The organism is Tardiphaga sp. 839_C3_N1_4, from assembly GCF_051811045.1.
Classification (GTDB): domain Bacteria; phylum Pseudomonadota; class Alphaproteobacteria; order Rhizobiales; family Xanthobacteraceae; genus Tardiphaga.
Window position 1 is genome coordinate 751,155 of the sequence record NZ_JBPWQD010000001.1, and the last position, 24,279, is coordinate 775,433.

Here is a 24,279-nt window from a genome sequence, read left to right on the forward strand (position 1 = left end):
CTAGGCCTGGTTCGCCGCCAACGGCACTTTCACAGTGAAATGCGAACCGTGGGTGAGGTCAGACTTTACCTCGATCACATGGCCGAGCGCTTCGGCCGTGCGCCGCACGATCGACAGGCCGAGGCCAAGGCCCTCGCTGGCCGGATTGATCTGGTGGAAGGCATCGAAGATCGCGGTGAGCTGTTCGGCGGGAATGCCCGTGCCGGAGTCCAGCACCTCGATGGTCACCGCGTTGGCGTGCTTGCGACAGCCAACCAGCACACGACCGCGCTCGGTATATTTGATGGCATTGCCGACGAGATTGCCCAGGATCGCGCGCAACATGCCGGGATCGCTGACGACTTGCGCCTTGCTGGGGATCACGACGAGGTCGAGGCCTTTGGCGTCGGCATGCAGGCGCCAGTTGGCGATGATCGACTCGAACACGTCGGAGATCGGGAACGATCGCAGGTTCGGAATCCCAAAGCCGGCATCCATCACCGAGGTTTCGGCAAGACGGTCGAGCTCTTCCGCCATCCGCATGCCGGCATCGATGGCGTAGCCGAGCCGCTCGCGGTCCCTCTCGTCGGTCAGCTTGTTGCGGATGCGGTCGATTGCCATGATCATGACCTGCAATGGCTGCTTCAGGTCGTGGCCTGCCACCGCCATCAGCCGGCTGATATTGCGCTGAAGCCGATCCGACAGATGTAGCGCCCGGCGGAATTCCATCTGCGCCATGACCTGGCGGGCGAGGGCGGCCAGCACCTCGCGCTGTTCGACTGACAGCACGCGCGGCTTGTCGTCGAGCACGCAGACGGTGCCAAGCGGCAGGCCGTCCGGTGTGCGCAGCAGTGCGCCGGCATAGAAGCGCACATGTGGCTCGCCGGTCACCAGCGGATTGCAGTCGAACCTTGGATCCTTGGTGACGTCCTCGACTTCGAGAAAACTGTGTTCGAGGATCGCATGAGCGCAGATCGACTGATCCATCGGCGTCTGCCGCACGCCAAGACCGATCTCCGACTTGAACCACTGCCGGCCGTCATCGACCAGACTGATGATCGAGATCGGCGTCTGGCAGACATAGCTGGCGATCTTGGTGATGTCGTCGAAGGATGGCTCAAAGGCAGTGTCGAGAATGCCGTAGGAGCGCAGCGCCTTGAGGCGTTCGGCTTCGTTGGGATGGAGCCTGGCGATCTTCGGCTTGTCTGACGCGTCCACTGAACCTGCTCACACCCGACGTCGTCGACCCATCGAACCGGTAGATAGGTCCACATGTCCATCAACACTACGCGCGAGTTCCCTGAATGTCCCCCGCCTGCTGCATCCACGTTCTTAGACCTTGAGACGGCAGGCGCAAACCAGAAACGACAAAAGACGATGCCGCGAGGCACCGTCTTTTGCCTAACGCTTAGATCGTCGTGTTACGGGCAGGCGTGACGCAGGCCGTCATAACCGAGATAGGTGCCAGTGCGGACATTGTACGACTTGTAGGTGCGGATGCAGTAGTCAACGTCGCCGCCGCCGGTGTCGGGAGCGACTTCGACCACATCCGGCGCGTCGTCATAATAACTGCTGCCGTAATACGGGCTGCCGCCATAGTAGCCGTAGGAATTCCCGTAATAGCTGCTGGCGGCCAGACCGCTGCCAATGATGGCACCCGCTGCGAAGCCCGGGCCGTAACCGCCGCCACGCCAGCCACCACCGCGCCAGCCGCCGCCGTGATTCCAGCCACCGCCGCCAGGGCGCTGGCCGCCATGCCAGCCGCCACCTCCGCCACCAAAGCGCTGACCGCCGCCAGAGAACGTGCCGATCGTGCGCGCACCGCCGGGGCCAACGCCCACGACCTTGGTGTTTTGTGCGTAGCTTGGGGTCACCGCGAAGGCGGGGATGGCCACAGCGACGGCTGCTGCGACACTCAAGATTTTCAAATTCGTCATTGTTTGCTCCTGTCTGGGATGCATCTTCAACCCCCTGAAGGGACTGCCGTTCCCTGCCGCCACGCGGTTATTGCGCAACGACAGAATGATCGTCCGGAACTGTATGCGGCATGAATGGATTGCGCCGTTTCTGCGACTGCAGGTACTTTGGAGGTAGGGTTCCGGGGAGGCCGATACGAGGCTTGTCACGATCAGTTGCAGGCGGCGATCGGTCGCGGTGGTAACTGGACATTTGGCGGTCCGGATGGCATCAACAACCCGACGAAAACCTCCGAACGGTTCAAAATATGAAACAGTTTCTGCTGAAATTCTTCACGTGGTGGAGCGGGACGACCTTCGGGACGAACCTGTGGACGTCGCGATTCGGCGAACTGGTCGGAACCGACGAGCAGGGCAACACATATTACCGCACCAAGGGTGGCAAGATCGACCCGACACTGGGCTTCGAGCGCCGCTGGGTGATTTACAATGGCTATGCCGAAGCCACCAAGATCCCGCCAGCCTGGCATGGCTGGATGCACCACACGGTGGACGTGCCGCCGACTGAAGAGACCTACACGCCGCGCGAATGGCAGAAGCCGCATCAGCCGAACCTGACGGGTTCGCCAGCGGCCTATCGTCCGTCAGGCTCGACACTGGCCAGCGGCCGCCGCCCCAAGGCGACCGGCGACTACCAGGCTTGGACGCCGGGCTCGTAACAACTCACCCGTTCTGGACGACCGGTTGTGCGGGCCGCTCTGCGGCGCGCGCGGCCTTGCATTTTTTCCAGCCGCCGGTTCTGCGGTGAGACCGGCAAGCACGTCCGGCGTGCCGCCTTGGATGAGCCCGCCTTGTAGGGCGGCGCCGGATTGTACTCGATCGACTGGGTTAGGGCGGATACGATATAGCCGTAACATGTGAGTTCGAGATGTTAGATTTCGAAAGCTCACTGGGCATGATCGGGGACGAGGACGGCTGACGAGATTATTCGTCTGTTCACAGCGACAACTCAGGAAAATCCGACATGACCAACGACACGCGCAGTGAGCACGATCTGTTGGGCAACCGCGATGTCCCGGCCGACGCCTATTACGGCGTTCATACGCTGAGGGCCGTCGAAAATTTTCCGATCACCGGGATTCCGATTTCCATCTATCCCGAACTCATCAGCGCGCTCGCTGCGATCAAGCAGGCGGCAGCACTGTCGAATATGGAGCTGGGGCTGCTCGACAAGATACGCGGCGATGCGATCATCGCTGCCTGCGAGGAAATTCGCGCCGGTCGCCTGCATGACCAGTTCGTGGTGGACGTCATCCAGGGCGGCGCCGGCACCTCCACCAACATGAATGCGAACGAGGTGATCGCCAATCGTGCGCTGGAAATTCTCGGTCATGGCAAAGGCGATTACGGGTACCTGCACCCGAACGAACAGGTCAATATGAGCCAGAGCACCAACGACGTGTATCCCACGGCGTTGAAGATAGCGACCTATCACGGCGTGTTTCACCTGATCGATGCGATGGCCGTGTTGCGCCAGGGTTTCGAACGCAAGGCCGAAGAGTTCAAGGATGTCCTGAAAATGGGCCGCACCCAGTTGCAGGATGCAGTGCCCATGACGCTCGGTCAGGAGTTCAGCACTTATGGCGTCATGATTGGCGAGGACGAGGATCGCTTGCGGGAGGCGGCCTTGCTGATCTGTGAGATTAATATGGGAGCGACCGCCATCGGCACCGGAATCGCGTCGCATCCGGACTATGCGCGGCTGGTCTGCAAGCATCTCGTCGCCATCACGGGAATGCCGCTGGTTACCGCTGTAAACCTGATCGAAGCCACGCAGGATTGCGGTGCGTTCGTGCAGTTGTCCGGCGTGCTCAAGCGTGTGGCCGTCAAGATTTCCAAGATCTGCAATGACCTCCGGCTGCTGTCCAGCGGTCCGCGCGCTGGTCTCAACGAGATCAATCTTCCGGCCGTGCAGGCGGGCTCTTCGATCATGCCGGGCAAGGTGAACCCCGTTATTCCCGAGGTCGTGAACCAGGTCGCGTTCGAGGTGATCGGCAACGATCTCACGGTGACCTTTGCGGCCGAGGCCGGCCAGCTTCAGCTCAACGCGTTCGAGCCGATCATCGCGCACAGCCTGTTCAAGAGCGTCAGCCATATGCGGGAGGCTTGCCTGACGCTGGAGAAGCGTTGTGTCTCGGGCATCACGGCGAACACCGAACGCCTCCGCGCCTATGTCGAGAATTCGATCGGTCTCGTCACCGCGCTCAATCCCTATATTGGCTACGCCAATGCCACCGCCGTTGCGGTCGAGGCCCATGAAACCGGCCGCAGCGTCTACGATCTGGTGCTGGAAAAAGGTCTGCTGCCTGCAACGACCCTTGCCGCCATTCTCCACCCCGACGTACTCACCAAGCCCCAGAGCATGTTGATCCGCGAATGAGGGCCGTATCGGCCCGGCGCGATCAACGCGTGGGCATTTGCGCGACCGCCAGCATCGCTGCGACATAGCCGTACGGTCCGAGACCGCAGATCACAGCGGTGGCAGCCTGCGAGAGCACAGAATGGCGATGATACTTGTCGCGCGCGTGGATGTTCGAAATGTGCAGCTCCACGATCGGTCCCTCGAACGCTTTCATCGCGTCGAGCATGGCGATCGAGGTGAACGAATAGCCCGCGGGATTGATGATGATAGCGTCGGCATCCTGACGGGCCGACTGGATGAGGTCGACCAGAATGCCCTCGTGGTTCGACTGGTGAAACGCCAGCGTCAATTTGAGTTTGACCGCCTGTTCCTCGCAGCTGGCCTTGATCTGGTCGAGCGTGGTGGTTCCGTAGATATGCGGCTCCCGCACGCCGAGCAGGTTGAGGTTGGGACCGTTGAGGATCATCACGCGTTTCATTATCGAACTTCCTTCTAGCCGCCGAGCCACTTCGCCGGCACCATCACGAGCGACGGGAACAGCGTCAGTAGCGCCAGCACCACCAATTGTGCGATCATGAACGGCCAGACGCCGCGCATGATCTCGTCCATGCTCACCTTCGCCACGCCGCACACCACATTGAGCACCACGCCGACGGGTGGCGTGATTAGTCCGATCGCGTTGTTGATGATGAACAGCACGCCGAAATAGACCGGGTCGATGCCGGCTTCGCGCACGATCGGCATCAGCACCGGCGTCAGGATCAAAATGGTCGGCGTCATGTCGAGCGCCGTACCCACGATGACGACGATGATCATCAGCACGATCATCAGCAGCGTCTGGTTGCCCATGAAGGGTTTCGCTAGCTCGACGATCTGGCCGGAGATTTCTGCGACCGTGATCAACCACGACGACACCAGAGCAGCCGCCACCAGGAACATCACGACGGCTGTGATCTGGGCTGAGCTGATCAGGATGTTCGTCAACTGCGCCAGCGTCAGTTCGCGGTAAACGAAGGTGGCGACGATGAAGGAATAGACCGCAACGACCACGGCAGCCTCGGTCGGCGTAAAGATGCCAAAGCGCAGCCCGACGATGATGATCATTGGCAGCATCAAGGCCCAAAAGCCATCGATCAGCGCCCGGAAGATCTGCGCAAAACTCTGGCGAGGCGGGCTTACCGAGTTCTCGTTGCGCGCAACCCACCACCAGGCGAGGCACAGGCTGCCGCCGAGCATCAGGCCCGGCACGACACCGGCGAGAAACAGTTTTGAGATGGAAACTCCAGCGGCCACGCCGAAGATCACGAATCCGATCGAAGGAGGGATCACCGGCGCGATGATGCCACCAGCGGCGACGAGGCCGGCTGCGGAGGCGCGGTTATGCCCGGCCGCAACCATCATCGGGACCAGCAATGCGCCGAGGGCGGCGGCGTCGGCAACGGCAGACCCGGACAGCGATGCCAGAATGCAGGATGTCAGGATCGCGACATAGCCGAGCCCGCCGCGCAGATGGCCGACAAGGGCGATGGCGAAGTTCAGGATGCGGCGGGCGAGGCCACCGGTGTTCATGATCTCGCCGGCCAGGATGAAAAACGGCACCGCCATCAGCGGGAAGGAATCGACGCCATTGATGACGTTCTGCGCGATGATCTGGGAGTCGAAGATATCCAGATAGGTCATCAGCGCGACGCCGCAGATGATCAGGGCGAATGCGATCGGCATGCCGATGGCCATCGCGCCGAGCAGCGAGAAGGTGAAGATGCTGATGGTCATCGGCGGTCGTTCCCGTTGGCAGGGACGGGCGCCGCAGGGACGTGCTCCTCGGATTCGCTGATGGCGATCAGCTCCGATGTGGCGAGCTGGCCGGTGAGCAGGCGATAGAGGTCATGCAGCAGGATCGGGATTGAGGCGACGCCGAAGACGAGACCTGCGGCGTAGAACAGGCCGACGGAGAGACCGGAGGCGGGCGCTGTCGTGTCCCAGTTCAGCACTGTCTGTTTCCATGAGCCTTCGGTGAGCAACACAGAGGCGTAGAGCATCAGCACGTGGCTGAGCGCGTAGCAGATCTTGCGGCCCGTCGGCGACAGCAGCTTCACGAAACTGTCGACGCCGAGATGGGCGCGTTCGCGGAGGCCGACGATGGCGCCGAGAAACACCATCCAGACAAACAGCCAGCGCGACAGCTCTTCGGAGATGGCGATGCCGGAGTTAAAGACGTAACGTAGAACCACATTGCCGAACACCAGGACCACCATGGCGGCAAGCAACACCGCCATGATGACCTTGATCGACGAGTAATAGGCTTCGACGATCCTGCTTGTCGCAGTAGTTGATGAAGCGGACATGGATGCTTTCGCAGTGAGCGTGGGATCGTCGCGTAGTGACGGTTGGTGATGCGCGCGCCTCAGTCCTTGTGAACGCGCTCAAGTTCGCTGTTGAACAGCTTGACGATGTCCTGATCGTAGTCGGCGGAGAATTTGGCTGCGATCGGCTTGGTCTTGTCGCGCATCTTGGCAAGCTCGGCCGGAGGGATGGCGTTCACTTCCATGCCCTTGGTCTTCAGCTCCTCGATCGCCGCGGTGGCCTGTTCGCGGCTGACCTTGCGCTGATAGTCGCGCGCTTCATTGGCGGCATCCTGCAGGATCTTCTGCTCGTCCTTGGACAACTTGTCCCAGAACACCTTGCTAACCAGGATGATGTTGGTCGAATAGGTGTGGTTGGTGACGCTGAGATACTTCTGCACCTCATAGAACTTGTTCGACAGGATCACCGAGAACGGATTTTCCTGGCCGTCCACCGTGCGTGTTTCCAGCGCGGTGTAGAGTTCGGAGAAGCTCATCGGCACCGGATTGGCGTTGAATGCCTTGAAGGTCTCGAGATAGACCGGGTTCGGGATCACGCGGATCTTGATGCCGTCGAGATCCTCGCCCTTGGTGACCGGGCGGCGGCTGTTGGTGACGTTGCGGAAGCCGAGATCCCAGTAGCCCAGACCGATCAGACCCTTCTCCGGCAGCTTGGCAAGCAGGGCCGAGCCGAGCGGGCCGTCCAGCAGCGCGTCGGCCTGCTTCGGCGTCGACACGATGAACGGGAAATCGATCAGCCCGTAATCCTTGACGATGCCGACCAGCGAGGTCGTGGCGGGCGACTGCATTTCCTGCGTGCCGGCGCGCAATGCCGACTGCTGCTGCATCTCCGAGCCGAGCTGGTTGGCGGGATATTCGCGCACCTTCATCTTGCCACCGCTCTTGGCCGCGACGAGTTCGGTGAACTTCTGCACGCCCTTGCTGACGGGATGATCGGTGTTGTTGAGGTGACCCCAGCGGATCGTGCGCTCCTGTACCTGCGCGGATGCAGGGCCGCCGGCGATGGCGAGGGTGGCGGCGATGGCGGCAAGCCAGACGGCGGACTTCGGGTGTACGGACATGTTGAGGCTCCCTTGGATGGTATTTTTACTTCTTGGCGTCACCGTCATCTACGACAAAACAAAAATCAACCGATATTTTACGTTATCTATGATGATTTGTGTCTGAGGCGCGGGGTGATGTATGGTGGCGCAGCGCGACCATTCCTCGTCACCAGGACCTTTCATGCTGGATACCCTCATTGCGGACCGGGCCTCAGAAACCGTTGGCGACAGCGCCTATCGGCGCATCCGCAACGACGTGATTTTCGGCACTCTTGAGCCCGGCCAGAAGCTGAAGCTGGAGAAGATGAGCGTTGCCTATGGCACCAGCGTCTCGACGCTGCGCGAGACGCTGAACCGTTTGTGTTCGGAAGGCTTTGTCGTCGCAGAGGGCCAGCGCGGCTTCGAGGTCACGTCGATCTCGGCCACGGAATTCCAGCAGATCGCCGAATTGCGCGAACTGCTGGAAGGTCATGCCATCGAGCAGTCTTTCAAATCAGGCGATCTCGACTGGGAGGCGCTGGTGGTCTCCGCCCATCACAAACTGTCCGCCATGGAAAAGGCCATGCTGGCCGGCGACAAGTCGAAGACCGAGGCCTGGAAACAGTGTGACTGGCAATTTCACCGCGCGCTGATCGCGGCCTGCGGCTCACAGGTGCTGCTCGATGCGCTGTCCGCGGCTTACGACAAGTATCTGCGCTATCAGATGCTGGCTGTGGTGTTTCGCGGCGAGGTGGCCGCGGTCGAGCACCGCGAATTGATGAATGCTGCGCTGGCACGGGATTCCGCGAAGGCGCGAAAACTGCTGCACACCCACATCCATGACTGCGTGAAACATGCGCTTGGCAATTCGGACTGGCTGAGACCGGCTCATGCTCCGTCGCGGCAGCAAACCGTCCAGCAGCGCAGGAAACTGAAAACCTAGAACGGTTCGTCGTTTGGAGTCCGTTTCTTCTTTCGTCCTGGACGCTCCCAGACGACACCCGGAAAACCCTTAAGCGGGACCAGCGGCTCGCCAGTGTAGGTCCACTCCTGCAACTCCTCGATGCCGATATGATAAAGCGGCTGCCGGCCGGTTCGGCTGCCGAACAATGCGCGGGGAATGTTGACCATGTGCGGCGAGCGGGCACGTTCGTAGAACAGCGGCGTGCCGCATCGCGCGCAGAAGCTTCGGGTGGTTCCCGACGCCTTGTCTTCAAAGCGCGTGATCTCCGCTTCGCCTGCAGTGACGCGGAAACGCTTGCGCCAGCTGCCGACATAGGTGGCGTAGGCGGCGCCATGCGCCTGCCGTGTTGCGCGGGAATGATCGTGCCACGCCCAGCGCGCCGGAAAATCGATTTCGAACTGAACCGTGCCACATAGGCAACGGCCCCTGGCCGGACCGCCGGGTGCGATCTTCTCCGGCTTCTTCATTGCGATTGCTCCCGGGACGCCGCCAGCGCGCTAGCCCAACCCTTTAAGCCATTCCCCCATCTCATGGAGCGCGGTGTTTGCCTTGGGCAGGATCTTGCCCATGGTGATGAAGCCGTGAAACTGGCCGGGATAGGTCTTGTAGGTCACGGCCACGCCGGCCTCTGATAGGCGTCTGGCATATTCGTCGCCTTCGTCACGCAGCGGATCGGCGCCGGCGGTCAGCACATAGGTTGGCGGCAGGCCTGTCAGATTGTCCATCCGGGCAGGTGAGGCCCGCCAGTTATCAACGTCGGACTTGCTGGCGAGATAGTGATCGGCGAACCAGCGGATGACGTTATGTGTCAACAGGCAGCTCGTCTCCGGTTCGCTGTGCGAGGGATGGCTCATGCGAAAATCAGTGGCGGGATAGATCAGCAACTGGCCGGCGAGCTTGGGTCCGCCATTGTCGCGTGCATCGATCGTCACGATGGCCGCGAGATTGCCGCCAGCGCTGTCGCCGCCGACGCTGATCTGCTTCGCATCCACATTGAGCTGCACGGCATTGTCGGAAATCCAGCGCGTCGCAGCGATGGCGTCGTCGATGGCTGCCGGAAACTTGTTCTCCGGCGCGAGGCGATAGTCGACCGAGATCACGATCATCTCGCCTTCATGCGCGAGGATGCGACACACCACATCGTGGCTATCGAGATCGCCGATCACCCAGCCGCCGCCGTGGAAGAACACCAGGCACGGCGACATGCCGTCCTTTTTCCGTAGGGTCTTTGGTGTGTAGAGGCGCACGGGAATGGCGCCGGCCGGGCCGGGCACCGTCATGGATGTCACCGACGCCAGTTCCGGCGGTTCGGGATTGGCGACCGGGCGCGCTTTCAAATACCACTCGCGCGCTTCCTGCGGCGAGATCGTCTCATAGGGTGGACGGCCGGCATCGCGAAAGACGTTGAGAACGGCAGCGGCATCGGGATCGAGAACAACGGGCATGTGATCTGCTCTTGGTTTTCTTGATGTTTAAGCGGAGGTGCGGCCGCCATCGACGGTGTAAGCGGAGCCGGTGACGTAGCTCGCATCGTCGGAGGCGAGGAAGGCCACGATTGGCGCGACTTCCCGGGCGAGGCCGAGCCGGCGCTGCGGCACGCGATCGACGACCTTCTCGACCGGGGCAGGCGCGCCGCGGCCGACGCGGGCATCCACAATCGCACTCAGCATGCGGCTGTCGATCAGGCCGGGGCAAACGCAGTTCACTCGAACATTGGTGCCGGTGCATTCCTGCGCCGCGCTCTTGGTGAGGCCGATCACTGCGTGTTTGCTGGCGCTGTAGACGGCGACTTCGGCCGAGCCGATGACGCCGGCGATGGACGCGGTGTTGATGATCGAGCCCTTGTTGGCCTTCAGCATCACCGGCAGCACGTGCTTCATGCCGAGAAAGACGCCGACCACATTGACGTCGAGCACTCGCCGGAAGTCGGTGAGCGACATCTTCACGATGGGCGTGATCGTGCCCTCGATGCCGGCGTTGTTGTAGAAAATGTCGATGGTGCCGAAGCGTTTCACGGCGGCGGCGACATAGCCGATGACGTCTTCCTCGCTGGTGACGTCGGCGGTGAGTGCCGATGCTTCGGCGGAAGCGGGGAGTTGTTCGACCGCGCGCTGCAATGCGCCGGCATCGCGATCCACTGCGACGATTCTGGCGCCGCGCGCCGCCAGCAACTGGATGGTCTCGGTGCCGATCACCCCGGCCGCGCCGGTAACGACGGCTACCCTGCCGTCCAGACGGATTCCGTCAGCCATATTGAACGCTCTCCCCATGCTCCGGTTTGTTCCGGATTGATGGCCGGTCGCGCATCGCGCGCCTGCCTGATGTGGACTATTTCACGGGGAGAATGACCTGACCAGCCGGGCGGTATGGGGAGCAGGGTGCCCTTTCGCCGCCGCATTCGGCGTGTTAACCGGAGGCGATTACGCGGCCATTCTCCTACAATGTCGCGAGCCTGATTCTCGATTGAGCCGCGCCGCATGTTGCGAACCCTGACCATTGCCGGATTTGCGGCCCTTCTGGCCGCCACCTCACTGTCGCCTGCACCTGTGCAGGCGCAGTTCGGTCCGCTGTTCGGCGACACGCCGCCACGGCCGCCGGGGGCGGTGCCGCGTGGCCAGCAACCCCCGCCGCCCATGGACGACGAGGAAGAGGTGCCGGAACTGCCGCAGGGCCGTCTGTTGCCGACCCGTCCCGGCATGGGCGCACCGCCGCCCGGCGCCGTGCAGTCGCAGCCGCTGGCGCCGCCGCCCGGCAGCAACACCACCATCGTTCCGCAGAACCCGCCGGGGCAGGGACAGGCCCAGCAGCCGGCCGCGCCAGGGCAGCAACAGCCCGGCGTGGCCAACGCGCCACCTGCCGCCACTCCCGGTGGCCGTCAGCCGCCGAAGGTGGCGCCGCCGACGCCTGCCACGCTGCAACCCGGCGACGAAGTCGTCACCGAGCCGCCGGCGCAGAAGATCGTCAACAAGAAGGCCAGCTTCTCGGGCCTCGACAAGATCACCGGCCGCATCATCAATTTCGACGCCGATATCGGCGAGACCGTGCAGTTCGGCGCGCTCCGCGTGAAGACCGATGCCTGCTACACGCGTCCGGCGACCGAGGCGGCGAATACCGACGCTTTCGTCGAGGTCGACGAAATCACGCTGCAGGGCGAAGTGAAGCGCATCTTCTCAGGCTGGATGTTTGCGGCCAGTCCGGGCCTGCACGGCGTCGAGCACCCGATCTACGACATCTGGCTGACCGACTGTAAGCAGCCGGAAGCCACGGTTGCGACGACACAGCCCGACGCACCGCGTGCGCCGCCGCCGGCCCAGAAGCGCGCGCCGCCGAAACAGCAGCCGCGCGCCCAGCAGCAGCCCCTGCAGCCACCGCCGGGCTTCCCGGCGTTCCGGCAGTAAGCACTACGGCGCGTCTACTACGGCGCGTCTTAAGAGGCGCCGTTCCGTCCCGCGATGATGTCCAGCACCGTCGCGCCCTTGAGCGGGAAATCCATCGGCAGTCTGTCGAATTCCGCAATGCCGTCGAGCGATGCGTCGAGCAGCTTGCGATAACGCGCGCGCGGCACTTCCTGTGCGCCGAAGCTCAGCAGATGATCGGTGACATATTGGGTGTCGAGCAGCTTGAAATCGCCGGCGATCAGCCGCGCGACCAGATGCACGAGTGCCACCTTCGAGGCATCGCGTGCATGGTGAAACATGCTCTCGCCGAAGAAGGCACGGCCGAGCGATACGCCATAGAGCCCACCGGCCAGCGTGTCGTCCTGCCAGATCTCGACGCTGTGGGCGTGGCCCATCTCATGGAGCTCGCCATAGAGGTCGCGGATACGCGTGTTGATCCAGGTGTCCTCGCGGCCCGGCTTTGGCGCGGCGCATTCGGCCATCACGCGCTTGAAGGCGGTGTTGACGGTCACGGTGAATACGTCGGAGCGCACGGTGCGGGCGAGGCGCGAGCTGATGCGAAACCGATCCAGCGGAATGACGCCGCGCATCTCGGGCTCGACCCAGAACAGGCCGGGATCGTCGGCGCTTTCCGACATCGGGAAGATGCCGCAGGCATAGGCACGCAGCAGCAGTTCGGGCGTGACCTCGGAAGAGGCGGAGTCGCGTGAGCTCATGCGGCCAGCATAGCAGGCCGAGGCGGCCTGGGCGACGGTCTCTGCGCTCGACAGGTGCTGAGCGGATTGAGGGTGCCTCGGAGGATCGGAACCACGAACCAACCAATGCTTATGCCCGGTATTTGGCTTACTTATTGGATCAGTCCTGGCGGCGCAGGGCACACTGATGCCAACGCGGGCTGATCAATCTGGAACCGCTCAACAACCGGCCTGGTGCGCCCGATTGTTGCTTGATTGTTCGGATGGCGGGCATAGCTACCAGGATGCAGGCAGGGAGCCTGTTCACCATGACGAATATCGTGACAATCGACGGCAAGGCATCGACCAGAACGACAACACCTCATCGCGTGGTCGTTGTTGGCGCCGGCTTCGGCGGGCTGGAGACCGTGTATCGGCTGACCGGTGCCGATGTCAGCATCACCATTGTCGATCGCCGCAATCATCATCTGTTTCAGCCGCTGCTGTATCAGGTCGCTACCGCGTCGCTGGCGACGTCGGAGATCGCCTGGCCGATCCGTTATCTGTTGCGTGGACGCAAGGATGTGACGACATTGCTCGGCACCGTGACGGGCGTGGATGCGGCGGCGCGCCGGGTGCTGCTCGATGACGGGCAGACGCTGCCCTATGACACACTGGTGCTCGCCACGGGTGCCGGCCACGCCTATTTCGGCCATGATGAATGGGAGCCGTTCGCGCCGGGCCTCAAGACGCTGGAAGATGCGACCACGCTGCGCCGCCGTATTCTCACGGCCTTTGAGCGTGCCGAACGCGAGAGCGATCCCGTCAAGCGTGCGGCACTGCTGACCTTCGTGATTATCGGCGCCGGACCGACTGGTGTCGAACTCGCCGGCACCATCGCGGAGCTCGCGCGGGTGACGCTGCCGGAAGATTTTCGCAATATCAATACGCGCGAGACGCGCGTGGTGCTGATCGAGGCGGGGACACGCGTGCTCGCTGGATTTCCGGAGGACCTGTCGGCCTATGCGCAACGCTCGCTGGAGAAGCTCGGCGTCGAAGTCGCGCTCGGACATGCCGTGTCGGATTGCAACATCGATGGCGTTGTCTATGGCGACAGGGCCCTCGGCGCCAGGACGATCATCTGGGCGGCAGGCGTGCGCGCGTCGCCGGCTGCCGAATGGTTGGGCGTTGCCGCTGATCGCGCCGGGCGTCTGCAGGTCAATCCGGATCTCACAGTGCCGGGGCATCCCGAGATATTCGCTGTCGGTGATACCGTGAGCGTTGCTGCCCCTGATGGCAAGCCGGTACCTGGCATTGCCCCGGCAGCAAAGCAGGAAGGGCGCTATGTGGCGTCAGCAATCAAACAACGTTTGCGCGACGAGACGCCCGCACCGTTTCGCTATTCGCACGACGGCAGTCTCGCACAGATCGGCAAGAAGCTCGCCGTGATCGACTTCGGCCGCGTCAGACTGCGCGGCGCGCTGGCGTGGTGGATCTGGGGCATCGCCCATATCTACTTCCTGATCGGGCTGCGTAATCGTCTTGCGGTTGCGATCAACTGGCTGTGGATCCACACGCTGGATCAGCGCGGCGCGCGGCTGATCACGCAGGGGCGTGCCGTGGTCGACAGCCAATCCGTGCCGTCGCATAGCGGCGAGGAAAAGCGCGTTAGTTCGGCGCGCTGACATCCCGGGACGGTTGCCAGGGCGGCTTGGCAAGAATAGAGGCCATGGATGTCCCCAATCGTGGTGGCGGCTGATCCAGCCTGAGAGTGTCGCCTGACTGTACGCACCGGCGAGCTACGCACACGCAATGTGCCGATGACCGGCTGTAGCAGCTTTCACGCATGACCTGTCGTCGGCTTGCTCCCCATGCGGTGAAGAAACCCATCCGATAGACGAGCATTTCCTGCCGCTCCATGTCGCGTGCGGGGCTGCCGGCGCAACGCCGCGCGTGGCCCGGCTGCATGCCAGCGCGACGTATGTTGCGGATGCGAAAGGAAAGAGAGGCGCGCTCTAAGATGGTGATACATGCAGCGCAGATCGCGTTGGCGGTTGCTCGCCGGGCAACAACTGGTGTTACGTTGCCGGACGTATTGTCGCAGGTACGGCAGGTCGGTTTGTCGGGGGAGAAGCTGTGTCGCTGAGCTGGAAGAAGATTGCACCTCTCGCTGTCTGGCTGGTGCTGTACGTCATCCCAATTCCGGCAGGGCTTGTCGCTAATCAGTGGCATTATTTTGCCGTTTTCGCTGCGGTGATTACCGGCCTGATCCTGGAATCCATGCCTGTTGGCGCGGTTGGTCTGATCGGTCTGACCTTTGCGGGCGTGATGGGATATGTCGAACACGATCCCAACAAGTCGCTGCGCTGGATGCTGAGCGGATTCTCCGAAAGCACGGTATGGCTGATCGTCGGCGCCTTCGTGTTCTCGATCGGTTATCGCAAGAGCGGCCTTGGCAGGCGTCTGGCATTGCTGCTGGTTCGCGGCCTCGGGCGCAACACGGTGGGACTGGGTTACGCCGTTGCGCTGTCCGATCTTGTTCTCGCGCCGGCGACGCCATCGAACACCGCGCGTAGCGGCGGCACGGTCTATCCGATTGTCAGCAACATCCCGAAGATCTACGGATCGGAGCCGGGTCCGACAGCCGGCAGGATCGGAACCTACGTGATGTGGACCGCCTTCGCGGCGACCGCGGTGACGAGTTCGATGTTCCTCACCGCGCTTGCGCCCAATGCGGCGGCGCTGAGCATCGCCAAGAAGATCGTGAGCGTGGACGTCGGCTGGTCACAGTGGTTCATCGGCTTCGCGCCGCTCGGCGTGCCGCTGATTTTGCTTCTGCCACTGCTGAGCTACGCAATTTGCCGACCGGAGGTGAAAGAAAGCCCGGAGATCGTGGCGTGGAGCGCGAGCGAACTCGCGTCGATGGGGGCGTTGTCGCGCAGTGAATGGATCATGGCTGGACTGGTCGTGCTTGCGATGTTCCTGTGGATCACCGGATCCAATCCCGACATCTCGCTACCTGGCCTCGGTTCGAACTTCATCAATGCGACCATGGTGGTGTTCGTTGTGATCTCGCTGATGCTCGTCACCGGCGTCATCACGTTTTCCGACATCATCGCCGAGAAAGCAGCGTGGGAGGTGTTTTTCTACTTCACATCGCTGCTGACGTTGTCATCCGGCCTCAACGACATCGGCTTCATCAAATGGGCTGCCGCCGGCCTGGCGGCTCCGCTCGCCACATTCAGCCCGACCATCGCGATGATCCTGCTGGTCTCGATCTTCTTCTGGATCCACTATTTTTTCTCGAGCATTACGGCGCACGCGGCGGCGATGCTGCCTGTCGTGCTGGCGGTGGGGTCGAGCATTCCCGGAATCCCGATGTCGACTCTGACATTGCTCTGCATCTATTCGCTTGGCCTGATGGGCGTGATCTCGCCCTATGCCACCGGACCGGCACCGATGTATTTTGGCAGCGGCTATATCGGCAAGGCCGACTTCTGGAAGTTCGGCCTGATCTTCGGGTTGATCTATTTCGCCGGCTTGCTGCTGGTCGTAATGCCCTGGCTGCTGATGATCAACTGAGCCACAGTCCAAGGAAGTGTCGCGTGGCGGGAGGCGCCCGCGTGTCGGTGCACCTCGCTACCTGGTGCCGTAAGCACGGTCACCAGCGTCACCGAGACCCGGCTCGATATAGGCGTGCTCGTTCAGCCGGTCGTCGATCGCCGCGGTCCAGATCGGGACGTCCGGATGATAGCCGCGCAGACGTTCAATGCCTTCCGGCGCTGCCAGCAGGCAAACGAAGCGGATATCCTTGGCGCCGCGTTCCTTGATGCGATCGATGGCAGCCACCGCCGTATTCGCCGTTGCCAGCATCGGATCGATCACGATCACCAGGCGCTCGTCGAGATTGGTCGGGGCCTTGAAGAAGTATTCCACGGCCACAAATGTTTCGGGATCGCGATAGAGACCGATATGCGCGATACGCGCTGACGGGACGAGGCCGATCATGCCTTCGACGAAAGAGAGGCCTGCGCGAAGGATCGGCGCAAATACAAGTTTCTTGCCGGCGATTTCCTTGCCGGTCATTTTCATGATCGGCGTTTCGATCTCGAGATCGGTGAGCGGAAGGTCGCGCGTCACCTCGTAGCACAGAAGCATGCCGATTTCGTTGAGCAGTTCGCGAAAGCCCTTGGTCGAGCGGTTCTTGTCGCGGATCAGCGTCAGCTTGTGCTGCACCAGCGGGTGATTAACGATCGTGACGCCGTCCATGAACCTCATCCGTTGCGAGAGTGTAAAACCGTCTTTGATCTAGAAAACCGTGCCGTCGCTGATGACCTTCACCGGCGGCGAATGATCCTCGCGGCGCTCGCGCGCCAGAATGCGGCCGGCGGCCCATGTGCCACCTTCGAGCACCTTGGCCAACGGCAGCGACGTCGCGTCGAGCTTCAGTCTTTGTCGCAGGCCGCCGGCGACGCGGTCAAGTAGCGCCACGGTCAGTGCCCGCCATTCCACCACCAGCGGCGACGATACGTCGTGCTCACGCGTGGCGTCAGCGGGATCGCGGAATTTCAGGACGCCACCGTCAACGAAAAGGCCACCATTGCGATATTCGGCCAGTCCCGTGAGGCCGTCGATATCGGTCACATCGACGCCTGCGGTCTGCAGTGGCTCGATCAGCGAATAGGCCAGCCATTGCGACAGCTTGTGCAGGGGCACAAGGCCGCTCGTCGCATCCGAGGTCGTCATCGCTGGATGCTTCCAGCAATCACCGAGCGCGATGCCGTCGAGCGTCAGCCGTGACGGCCAGATTGGGCCGAGCTGCAGCAGCAGTTCCGAGAGGATGGTGGGGGCGGGCAGGCGGCCATTGTCAGCCAGCGATGCCAGGCGGTCGAACAATCCGCCGGGCCGCGGCGTATCCTTCGTGCCGAACACATCGGGCTTCGACGCTACGTGTTCGCCAAGCCGGCGCAGCAGATCGGCGCGGCCGTCGATGCCAACCATTGGATTGGTGTCGGAGACCTGCATGCCACGCTTGAGATCGCTGACGTCGAGCTCTGCGAGCTTGCTGGCATCGGCGCGCAGTGGCTGTGCGGGATCGGCAGAGAACGTGCCGCCAGCGAACATCGCGAGGCTCGCGAGACCGAGACCTTCGGAGCGGCCGATAGCCGCGCCGGTTTGGGGATCGGTATAGCGCCAGGTTGGACCAGCCCCGGCATCGAGGAACACGCTGGTGATGGCGAGATCGAATTCCGCGCGCCCGCGTGCTGCGCGATCAGGCCATGAAATACCGTCCGCGATATCGGCCCAGCGATTGTCGCCGGCATTGACGAAGTGACGCCAGCGCGAATGGAACGGGACATCGAGCGACGGATAGGAGGCGCGCGTCGTATCCAGCACCAGGTTGATCACGTCGTCCATGCGCGTGAGATCGATGCGGAAGTTCGGCAGTTTGTCGTCGAGGCCGAGGGTCAGCATGCGCTGCGCACGGGTGCGTACGGCGTGGGCTGACAGCAAGGAGAGGGCGGCAGAGGATTCCGGGGTCTGGGGATTCACTGCTGATATCTCAATACTTCTCAAGCCCGCGACCGACGGAGTCGATCAGGTCCTGCGGCGTCACCGGGTCCGGTGTGAAGTAGCCGGCCGCTTTCTTGGCGGCGATCTCCACATGCGCATCGGCTGGGATCATGTCGTCGGGGATCGGCACGCGCTCGACGATCTCGACGCCCTGACTGGTCAACGCGTCATGCTTCATGTCGCTCATGGAAATGAAGCGATCGATGCGCTTGAGGCCGAGCCAGTGCACCACATCCGGCATCAACTGCTGGAAGCGCGCATCCTGCACGCCGGCAACGCATTCGGTGCGTTCGAAATACTGCGCAGCGGCGTCGCCGCCCTCCTGGCGTTTGCGTGCGTTGTAGACGAGGAATTTGGTGACCTCGCCGAGCGCGCGGCCTTCCTTGCGGTTGTAGATGATGATGCCGAGCCCGCCGGACTGACCGGCGCGCGCGCATTCCTCGATGCCGTGAATGAGATAGGGGCGGCAGGTGCAGATATCGGAGCCGAATACGTCGGAGCCGTTGCACTCGTCATGGACGCGGCAGGTGATCTTGGTGGTGTGATCCGGCAGCTTGCTGACGTCGCCGAACAGATAGGCGGTAGTCCCGCCGATCGGCGGCAGGAACACCTGCAGGTCAGGCCGCGTCACCAGTTCGGGAAACATGCCGGCGGTCTGTTCGAACAGCTGGCGGCGCAGATTATTCTCGCTGGTATCAAAACGCTTGGCGAGACCGGGCAGATACCACACGGGATCGATAGCGATCTTGACCACGGAGACGCTGCCATTGGCATGCACGACCTCGCCGTCGTGTTTGAGGCGACCGCCAGCGATCGCGGCCTGCAGCTCGGGCAGATCGAGCCGCGCCTTGGTGATCGCAATGCTCGGGCGGATATCGATCCCTTCGGCGATCTCGGGCGCAAAGTTCTCGGCAACGAGATGACCCCAGGGATCGAGCGATACGATCTTCTCGGGATCGGTCCATTGTCCGAAAGGCCCGACGACAGCAGCGGGATGGGTGTTTGTGAGGTCGGGGCGCTTCAGCGGATCAAGTGCGCCGGATGAAACCGCGAGCGCGCGATAGACCGAATAGGAGCCGCCATGGGTGCCGATGACGTTGCGGTCCTGCGGGCGGGAGACGGTGCCGATGACCGGCCCGCGTTCGCGTGCGGAGGGTGCGCCCCACTGGATCGGGAAGTGATGCTTGGCGCCCGGCGCAGGATGCGACGTCAGGCGAATATGATCGATCCGGTTGGAACGGCTCATCGCAAAGGCCCCCTAAAATGGCAACGGCCCGCCTGACAGGACGGGCCTTATTGCTAAGGAAGCAACTAACTATAACTATCTCCCGAATAAATGCAACAGGGAGAAAGACGCGGTAGCCGGCACGGGATGTCTCGCAAGCTCCGGCCCACCCAATATGCGCCGGTTGCCGACAATTTCAGCGTGTTCGGGCCTTGTGTCACGCGATCGTCACGGCGAGCATACGCTTTATCAACCATGTTGGAGTGCCTGATATGCGCGCCGTTCTGGATCATTGCAGCGATGGCGTGAAGCACCGCGTTGCAGCGGGCGATACGATCATCCGGGAAGGACAGACCAGCGGGCATTTGTTCGTGCTGATTGAAGGGCAGCTCGATGTCGTCAAGGGCGACACGGTGGTTGCGAGTTTGACCGAACCCGGTGCTGTGGTCGGTGAAATGTCGGTGCTCCTCGAACAGCCGCATACCGCGACCGTGCGCGCCGCGATGGAGACGCAAGTCTATGAATTCGAGAATGCGACGGATTTCTTGCGGGATCACCCGACCGTCGCGCTGATGATCGCGCGGCTGCTGGCGCAGCGGCTCAATGTGGCGACGAGCTATCTTGCCGATATCAAGCAGCAATATGCCGGCCATGGTACGCATCTGTCGATGGTCGGCGAGCTCTTGGACAACATGGTCAACCTGTCGCCAACGAAGGTGTCACCAGGTTCGGATCGGGGCTCGGATCGACAAAACGATCCACGGATGTGAGCCATGCGGGCGCGGTCTTGATCGGCAACGCCGGACGCTGCAGTGGAGCGTTCAGGTCTATATGGTCAGCGCCTTCCGCCGATAGCCAGAATGCTGTGCCGTCATCGAGGTCGAGCACGATGTAAGTCGGCGGCCGACCGAACTGGCGACCTGCATTGAACACCCAGGTCTCGCCAATCCGGTCGTACCATGAGCCGTCTTTGACAAACGGAGATTCATGCACATGGCCGGAGATCACCATCGCGGGCCGATGCGCCTCGATCCATTGCACCAGTTCGACATCGCCGAAGTAACGCTTGCCGCCCCAGCTTGTGGGTGAATTGGTCGGCGGCGCATGATGGACCCAGATCCAGCGTTTTGCGTTTTGTGCGGATGCTTCGTTGAGTTGCTGCGCGATGCGCTGCTGAACCAGCGGACCGTCCCACCACGGGCAGACCGTAAATAACGTATCGCTGATGGCGAGGCTGTCACCATCGCAGGCAATGCCGAGTTGTCTGACATCGCCAACCCATCGCGCGATCTTCTCGCCTTCATCGTTGCGTTCGTCGAGATCGTGATTGCCAGAGCACAGGATCACCTTGGTGCGTTGGGCAAGCAGGCCGAGATACTTCTTCACTACCAGGATCTGCGCACGGACGTCCACGACCGATGCGACGTCGAGCGCGTCACCGGCGAAGATCACGAGGTCGAATTGCGAGGCAACGCTCAACAACCAGTCGAACTGGGGCAGCGAATAGTGGAGATCGGCTACGACAAGGCAGCGCATATGAAATCCGAGGTCCGGAAAGGAAGGAAAATATCAGCAGCTGAAAGGTGCAGTCTAGGCACGTGATGGAGCCGCGCAAGGCGAACGGGCGCGGCATATTTGTGCAGGTTGGGAGTGTTTAAGGCGCGGCCGCAGCGCAGGCAGGCCTAGCCGGCAGAGCTCACAGGCGGCTTGGCCGCGGGCTTGGTGACGGCGCAGAACCGCAGCACGATACGCGTGCCGGTATGGTCGGGATCGCGTTCGACGGAAGCTTCGAGCTTGCTGGCCATGGCATTGACGATGCGCTGGCCCATGCCGGTGGAGCGCGGGTCGACTTTCACGTTGAGGCCGACGCCATCGTCAGTGATCGACAGTTCGAGCTGGTCGCCCTGCGCGGTGAGCACGACATGGATCGGGCCGGCTCCGTCGGGATAGGCGTATTTGACGGCGTTCATCACCAGCTCGTTGACGATGATGCCGATGGCTACGGCGCGGTCCGGATCGATCTCGACAGATTCGGCTTTCAGCGTCAGGCGCGACATCCGGTTGCCCTCGGCCGAGCGGCGGAGATCTTCCAGCAGGGCTTCGAGATACTGATTGAGCAGCACGCTGTTGAGGTCGTGCGAGGTGTACAGCCGGCGATGGACCTGCGCCACGGCGGCGACCCGGCCCATGGCGTTGGTCAGCGCCACCTTGACGTGATCTTCGTTGGTTGAGTTGGCCTGCAGATGCAGCAGTGAGGCGATGATCTGCAGCGAGTTGCCGACGCGGTGATTGACCTCGCGCAGCAACACTTCGCGCTCGGCCGCGAGGGCTGCATAACGATCGCGCGACGCGTGGACTTCGGCTTCGGCGTCGTCGCGTGCCTTTGATATCAGGGCTTGTTTGATGGCGGTCGTGCAGGCGACATGCAGCAGCGGCAGGAAGTCGCCCTGGGTGTCCTTCACCAGATAGTCGGCGGCACCCGCCTTGAGGGCGGTGACGGCGATCTTGCTGTCCTGCGACGCCGTGACGAACACCACCGGGGGCGGCGAGGGCAGCTTCTGGATCTGCTCAAGCGTTTCTAACCCATCGAGGCCCGGCATGTACTGATCGAGCGCGATGACGTCGATGCCACCCTGCTTGATCCGTTCGATCCCGGCTTCGCCATTGTCGCAATGCTCGACGCCAAAGCCCTGCCGCGTCAGGCCGCGCGACACCAGCCGCGCAAGACCTGCGTCGTCATCGATATACAGCAGCGTTGGCGTCGTCGCAGATATCATGTGGACGCTTGCGGAACCTGAATGACGGAGAAAAACAGACCGAGTTGGCGGATCGCGTTGGCGAAGCTCTCGTAGTTCACGGGCTTGGTGATGTAGACGTTACAGCCCAATTCGTAGCAGCGCTTGATTTCCTGCGCGTCGTCGGTGGTGGTGAGGACCACGACGGGCGCGCATTTGAGAAATTCGTTCTCTTTGACACGCTTCAGGATATCGATCCCGGTCATGTCGGGCAGGTTGAGGTCGAGCAGGATAAGCAGGGCTTCGCCCTTGTGATCGAGGCCAGTGCTATCCTTGCCGAACAGATAGTTGACGGCGTCTGTACCGTTGGTGAACGGGATGATCTCATTATTGACACCCGAGCGCCTGATATTGCGTTCGATCAGACGGGCGTGACCCTCGTCGTCCTCGATCATAATGATGGTGACTGGCTTACTCATGTTTGTTTATCCCGGTTATGCCCCGTCCATCTGGCCGGCAGCGTGACGGTGAAGTTGCTGCCGTTGCCGAGTTCCGATGACACCGACATGGTGCCGCCCATTCGTCGCACCAAAGCGCGCACATGGGCCAGTCCGATGCCCTGGCCGGGCTTGTCCTGTGTACCCGCACGGCGGAAAAGATCAAAGATGCGTTGATGATCTCGGGGATCGATGCCGCGGCCGTTGTCGATGATCTCGAAGATCGCAAAGCCCATCTTGGTGCGGCCCTTGACGAGAATGTCGCCAGGGGTGCCGGGCTTCAGATATTTCAGCGCATTGTCGATCAGGTTGCCGAAGATCTGTTCCATTGCGAGACGATCGCTCTCGATGTCAGGCAATGGCTCGATGCGGATCTGGGTTTCGGTCTCGGCTGCCTGATGCGCTACGGTGGAAGCGATGCCTTCGATGAGTTCGCGGGTGTCGATCTTGACGGGCTTGAATTCGCGCCGGCCCTCGCGGGTCAGATTGAGGATGGCACTGATCAGGCGGTCCATCTTGCCGATCGACGATTTGATGAAGCCGAGCGCTTCGGTGAAATCGGCGGAGAGTTGCTTGTCCTGTTCGGGCAGCGCCGGCTCCGGCAATTCGCCGTTCACATCGGCCACGACCGGCTCTGCATTGGCGAGCGTCGCGATGCGCCTGAAGATGTCGCCGCGCAGCTCCTCGAGCTCGCTCGTGAAGCCCATGATGTTAACCAGCGGCGAGCGCAGGTCGTGGCTGACGATATAGGAGAAGCGCTGCAGCTCGTCGTTGGCCTCGCGCAAGTCGGCGGTGCGCTCCTCAACGGCGGCTTCGAGGTCGATGTTGCTGTCGCGCAACCTGGCCTCCGCCTCATCGCGGGCGTTTGACGAGCGGCGCACGAGGAAGATCGACAGCGCCGCCAGGAGCACTACCAGGCCGGAGCCTGCCACGGTGACCCACGAGGCCCATTGCTGGCTCTGGTCTGCTGTTCGGGTCCGTTCGACGAACAGGCGGCCTTCTTCGGCGCGCATCGCGCGGGTGATATTGGCGATGTCCTGAACGGCCTGATTGGCATCGCCGCGGCGCAGGATATCGATGCTCGACTGGACGTCGTTGTTCTTGATGCGGTCGATACCCCTGGCGAATTCCGCCAGTCGCTGCTCGACGGCTGCGCGCAGTTTGACGGTGTTGGCGACCTGGGCCGGATTGTCGTTGGCCAGGCTGACCAGTCTGTCGACGGCTGGCAGGATGGCCGCCGCCGAGGTTTCGTATTCAGACAGAAACTGCGGACCGGTGGATAGCAGATAGGCCCGCGTGGCGCTTTCGGCGCGGCGGATTTCCAGCAGCAGGTTCGATATCTGGTTCTGGACTTCGACGGTGTGGACCACCCATCTGGAATCGTCACGTGCCTGGTTTACCAGGATGACGGAGGCGGCGCTGATGGCGGCAAGCACCAGCAATCCCGCCAAGAGCAGCAGGATTTGCCAGAGCGCTCGCCTGCGGGCGGCGTCAGCGGTCACGTAATACT

The 24,279-nt window shown here is 62.2% G+C and carries 24 protein-coding genes; 7 read left to right on the forward strand and 17 right to left on the reverse strand.

All coding sequences use genetic code 11. The features are described from left to right. A complete protein-coding gene (locus tag AB8A38_RS03920; RefSeq protein ID WP_439085050.1) occupies nt 1–1,197 on the reverse strand; it encodes a GAF domain-containing sensor histidine kinase in 1,197 nt (398 codons plus the stop codon). Between the two features lie 203 nt (nt 1,198–1,400). Further along, nucleotides 1,401–1,916, reverse strand: a complete 516-nt coding sequence (locus tag AB8A38_RS03925; RefSeq protein ID WP_093758378.1) for a BA14K family protein — start codon at nt 1,914–1,916, stop codon at nt 1,401–1,403. 287 nt (nt 1,917–2,203) lie between these two features. Here AB8A38_RS03925 and AB8A38_RS03930 point away from each other — a divergent pair, with 287 nt between their 5' ends. Continuing rightward, the gene (locus AB8A38_RS03930) at nt 2,204–2,614 is read left to right on the forward strand and encodes an NADH:ubiquinone oxidoreductase subunit NDUFA12 (protein ID WP_184517027.1); all 411 of its coding nucleotides are present in this window, start codon (nt 2,204–2,206) and stop codon (nt 2,612–2,614) included. 305 nt (nt 2,615–2,919) lie between these two features. Beyond that, nucleotides 2,920–4,335 carry an aspartate ammonia-lyase gene (gene aspA / locus AB8A38_RS03935; protein WP_439085051.1) on the forward strand — a complete coding sequence of 472 codons (1,416 nt, stop codon included), beginning with the start codon at nt 2,920–2,922 and terminating at the stop codon, nt 4,333–4,335. Between the two features lie 22 nt (nt 4,336–4,357). Here the strand turns inward: aspA and aroQ are convergent, their stop codons facing one another. From aroQ to AB8A38_RS03955, 4 genes are read right to left on the reverse strand one after another with little or no spacing between them, the layout of a single operon-like run. Beyond that, nucleotides 4,358–4,795: a type II 3-dehydroquinate dehydratase gene (aroQ, locus tag AB8A38_RS03940; RefSeq protein ID WP_439085052.1), complete on the reverse strand. Its 438-nt coding sequence runs from the start codon at nt 4,793–4,795 to the stop codon at nt 4,358–4,360. 14 nt (nt 4,796–4,809) lie between these two features. Further along, nucleotides 4,810–6,090 (reverse strand): TRAP transporter large permease, encoded by a 1,281-nt coding sequence (locus tag AB8A38_RS03945; protein ID WP_439085053.1) that lies wholly within the window; start codon nt 6,088–6,090, stop codon nt 4,810–4,812. Beyond that, nucleotides 6,087–6,662: a TRAP transporter small permease gene (locus AB8A38_RS03950; RefSeq protein WP_439085054.1), complete on the reverse strand. Its 576-nt coding sequence runs from the start codon at nt 6,660–6,662 to the stop codon at nt 6,087–6,089. Before AB8A38_RS03950 ends, AB8A38_RS03945 begins: the two co-directional genes overlap by 4 nt. A 59-nt stretch (nt 6,663–6,721) precedes the next feature. After that, nucleotides 6,722–7,741, reverse strand: coding sequence for a TRAP transporter substrate-binding protein (locus AB8A38_RS03955; RefSeq protein WP_439085055.1), 1,020 nt, complete (start codon nt 7,739–7,741; stop codon nt 6,722–6,724). A gap of 163 nt (nt 7,742–7,904) precedes the next feature. Between AB8A38_RS03955 and AB8A38_RS03960 the strand changes: the two genes are divergently transcribed. Then, the gene (locus AB8A38_RS03960) at nt 7,905–8,645 is read left to right on the forward strand and encodes a GntR family transcriptional regulator (RefSeq protein WP_315842371.1); all 741 of its coding nucleotides are present in this window, start codon (nt 7,905–7,907) and stop codon (nt 8,643–8,645) included. Here AB8A38_RS03960 and AB8A38_RS03965 read toward each other — a convergent pair. Genes AB8A38_RS03965 through AB8A38_RS03975 form a run of 3 tightly spaced genes read right to left on the reverse strand, consistent with a single transcriptional unit; the run spans nt 8,642 to nt 10,918 of the window. Next, nucleotides 8,642–9,133 (reverse strand): GFA family protein, encoded by a 492-nt coding sequence (locus tag AB8A38_RS03965; protein ID WP_439085056.1) that lies wholly within the window; start codon nt 9,131–9,133, stop codon nt 8,642–8,644. The genes AB8A38_RS03960 and AB8A38_RS03965 overlap by 4 nt on opposite strands. Before the next feature lie 30 nt (nt 9,134–9,163). Next, the gene (locus AB8A38_RS03970; protein WP_439085057.1) at nt 9,164–10,111 is read right to left on the reverse strand and encodes an alpha/beta hydrolase; all 948 of its coding nucleotides are present in this window, start codon (nt 10,109–10,111) and stop codon (nt 9,164–9,166) included. Nucleotides 10,112–10,138: 27 nt separating this feature from the next. Then, nucleotides 10,139–10,918, reverse strand: a complete 780-nt coding sequence (locus AB8A38_RS03975; RefSeq protein WP_315842368.1) for an SDR family NAD(P)-dependent oxidoreductase — start codon at nt 10,916–10,918, stop codon at nt 10,139–10,141. A gap of 225 nt (nt 10,919–11,143) precedes the next feature. On the opposite strand from AB8A38_RS03975, the gene AB8A38_RS03980 reads away from it, so the two are divergent. Then, nucleotides 11,144–12,064 carry a DUF2155 domain-containing protein gene (locus tag AB8A38_RS03980; protein ID WP_093758384.1) on the forward strand — a complete coding sequence of 307 codons (921 nt, stop codon included), beginning with the start codon at nt 11,144–11,146 and terminating at the stop codon, nt 12,062–12,064. 29 nt (nt 12,065–12,093) lie between these two features. Here AB8A38_RS03980 and aat read toward each other — a convergent pair whose 3' ends face one another. Next, on the reverse strand, nt 12,094–12,780 hold the full coding sequence (gene aat / locus AB8A38_RS03985; RefSeq protein ID WP_439085058.1) for a leucyl/phenylalanyl-tRNA--protein transferase: 687 nt from the start codon (nt 12,778–12,780) through the stop codon (nt 12,094–12,096). Between the two features lie 287 nt (nt 12,781–13,067). Between aat and AB8A38_RS03990 the strand changes: the two genes are divergently transcribed. Together AB8A38_RS03990 and AB8A38_RS03995 are read left to right on the forward strand one after the other, a co-directional pair. Further along, the gene (locus AB8A38_RS03990) at nt 13,068–14,423 is read left to right on the forward strand and encodes an NAD(P)/FAD-dependent oxidoreductase (RefSeq protein WP_315842366.1); all 1,356 of its coding nucleotides are present in this window, start codon (nt 13,068–13,070) and stop codon (nt 14,421–14,423) included. Nucleotides 14,424–14,874: 451 nt separating this feature from the next. Continuing rightward, nucleotides 14,875–16,320, forward strand: coding sequence for a DASS family sodium-coupled anion symporter (locus tag AB8A38_RS03995; RefSeq protein ID WP_092143575.1), 1,446 nt, complete (start codon nt 14,875–14,877; stop codon nt 16,318–16,320). A 57-nt stretch (nt 16,321–16,377) separates the two neighbouring features. Here AB8A38_RS03995 and upp read toward each other — a convergent pair whose 3' ends face one another. From upp to AB8A38_RS04010, 3 genes are read right to left on the reverse strand one after another with little or no spacing between them, the layout of a single operon-like run. Next, the gene (gene upp, locus AB8A38_RS04000; RefSeq protein ID WP_439085059.1) at nt 16,378–17,007 is read right to left on the reverse strand and encodes a uracil phosphoribosyltransferase; all 630 of its coding nucleotides are present in this window, start codon (nt 17,005–17,007) and stop codon (nt 16,378–16,380) included. Between the two features lie 39 nt (nt 17,008–17,046). After that, nucleotides 17,047–18,291, reverse strand: a complete 1,245-nt coding sequence (locus AB8A38_RS04005; protein WP_439085060.1) for a URC4/urg3 family protein — start codon at nt 18,289–18,291, stop codon at nt 17,047–17,049. A 10-nt stretch (nt 18,292–18,301) separates the two neighbouring features. Next, entirely contained in the window at nt 18,302–19,558 is a 1,257-nt protein-coding gene (locus AB8A38_RS04010) for a GTP cyclohydrolase II (RefSeq protein ID WP_315842365.1), read from the reverse strand. Nucleotides 19,559–19,809: 251 nt separating this feature from the next. On the opposite strand from AB8A38_RS04010, the gene AB8A38_RS04015 reads away from it, so the two are divergent. Further along, on the forward strand, nt 19,810–20,307 hold the full coding sequence (locus AB8A38_RS04015; protein ID WP_315842364.1) for a Crp/Fnr family transcriptional regulator: 498 nt from the start codon (nt 19,810–19,812) through the stop codon (nt 20,305–20,307). On the opposite strand, the gene AB8A38_RS04020 is transcribed toward AB8A38_RS04015, so the two are convergent. The 4 genes from AB8A38_RS04020 to AB8A38_RS04035 form a co-directional block, all read right to left on the reverse strand. After that, the gene (locus AB8A38_RS04020; RefSeq protein WP_439085061.1) at nt 20,234–21,073 is read right to left on the reverse strand and encodes a metallophosphoesterase family protein; all 840 of its coding nucleotides are present in this window, start codon (nt 21,071–21,073) and stop codon (nt 20,234–20,236) included. The genes AB8A38_RS04015 and AB8A38_RS04020 overlap by 74 nt on opposite strands. Nucleotides 21,074–21,219: 146 nt before the next feature. Beyond that, nucleotides 21,220–22,314, reverse strand: coding sequence for a response regulator (locus tag AB8A38_RS04025; protein ID WP_439085062.1), 1,095 nt, complete (start codon nt 22,312–22,314; stop codon nt 21,220–21,222). Continuing rightward, nucleotides 22,311–22,751, reverse strand: coding sequence for a response regulator (locus AB8A38_RS04030; protein WP_089264105.1), 441 nt, complete (start codon nt 22,749–22,751; stop codon nt 22,311–22,313). Before AB8A38_RS04030 ends, AB8A38_RS04025 begins: the two co-directional genes overlap by 4 nt. Further along, nucleotides 22,748–24,271, reverse strand: coding sequence for a sensor histidine kinase (locus AB8A38_RS04035; RefSeq protein ID WP_315842362.1), 1,524 nt, complete (start codon nt 24,269–24,271; stop codon nt 22,748–22,750). Before AB8A38_RS04035 ends, AB8A38_RS04030 begins: the two co-directional genes overlap by 4 nt. Nucleotides 24,272–24,279 lie beyond the last annotated feature (8 nt).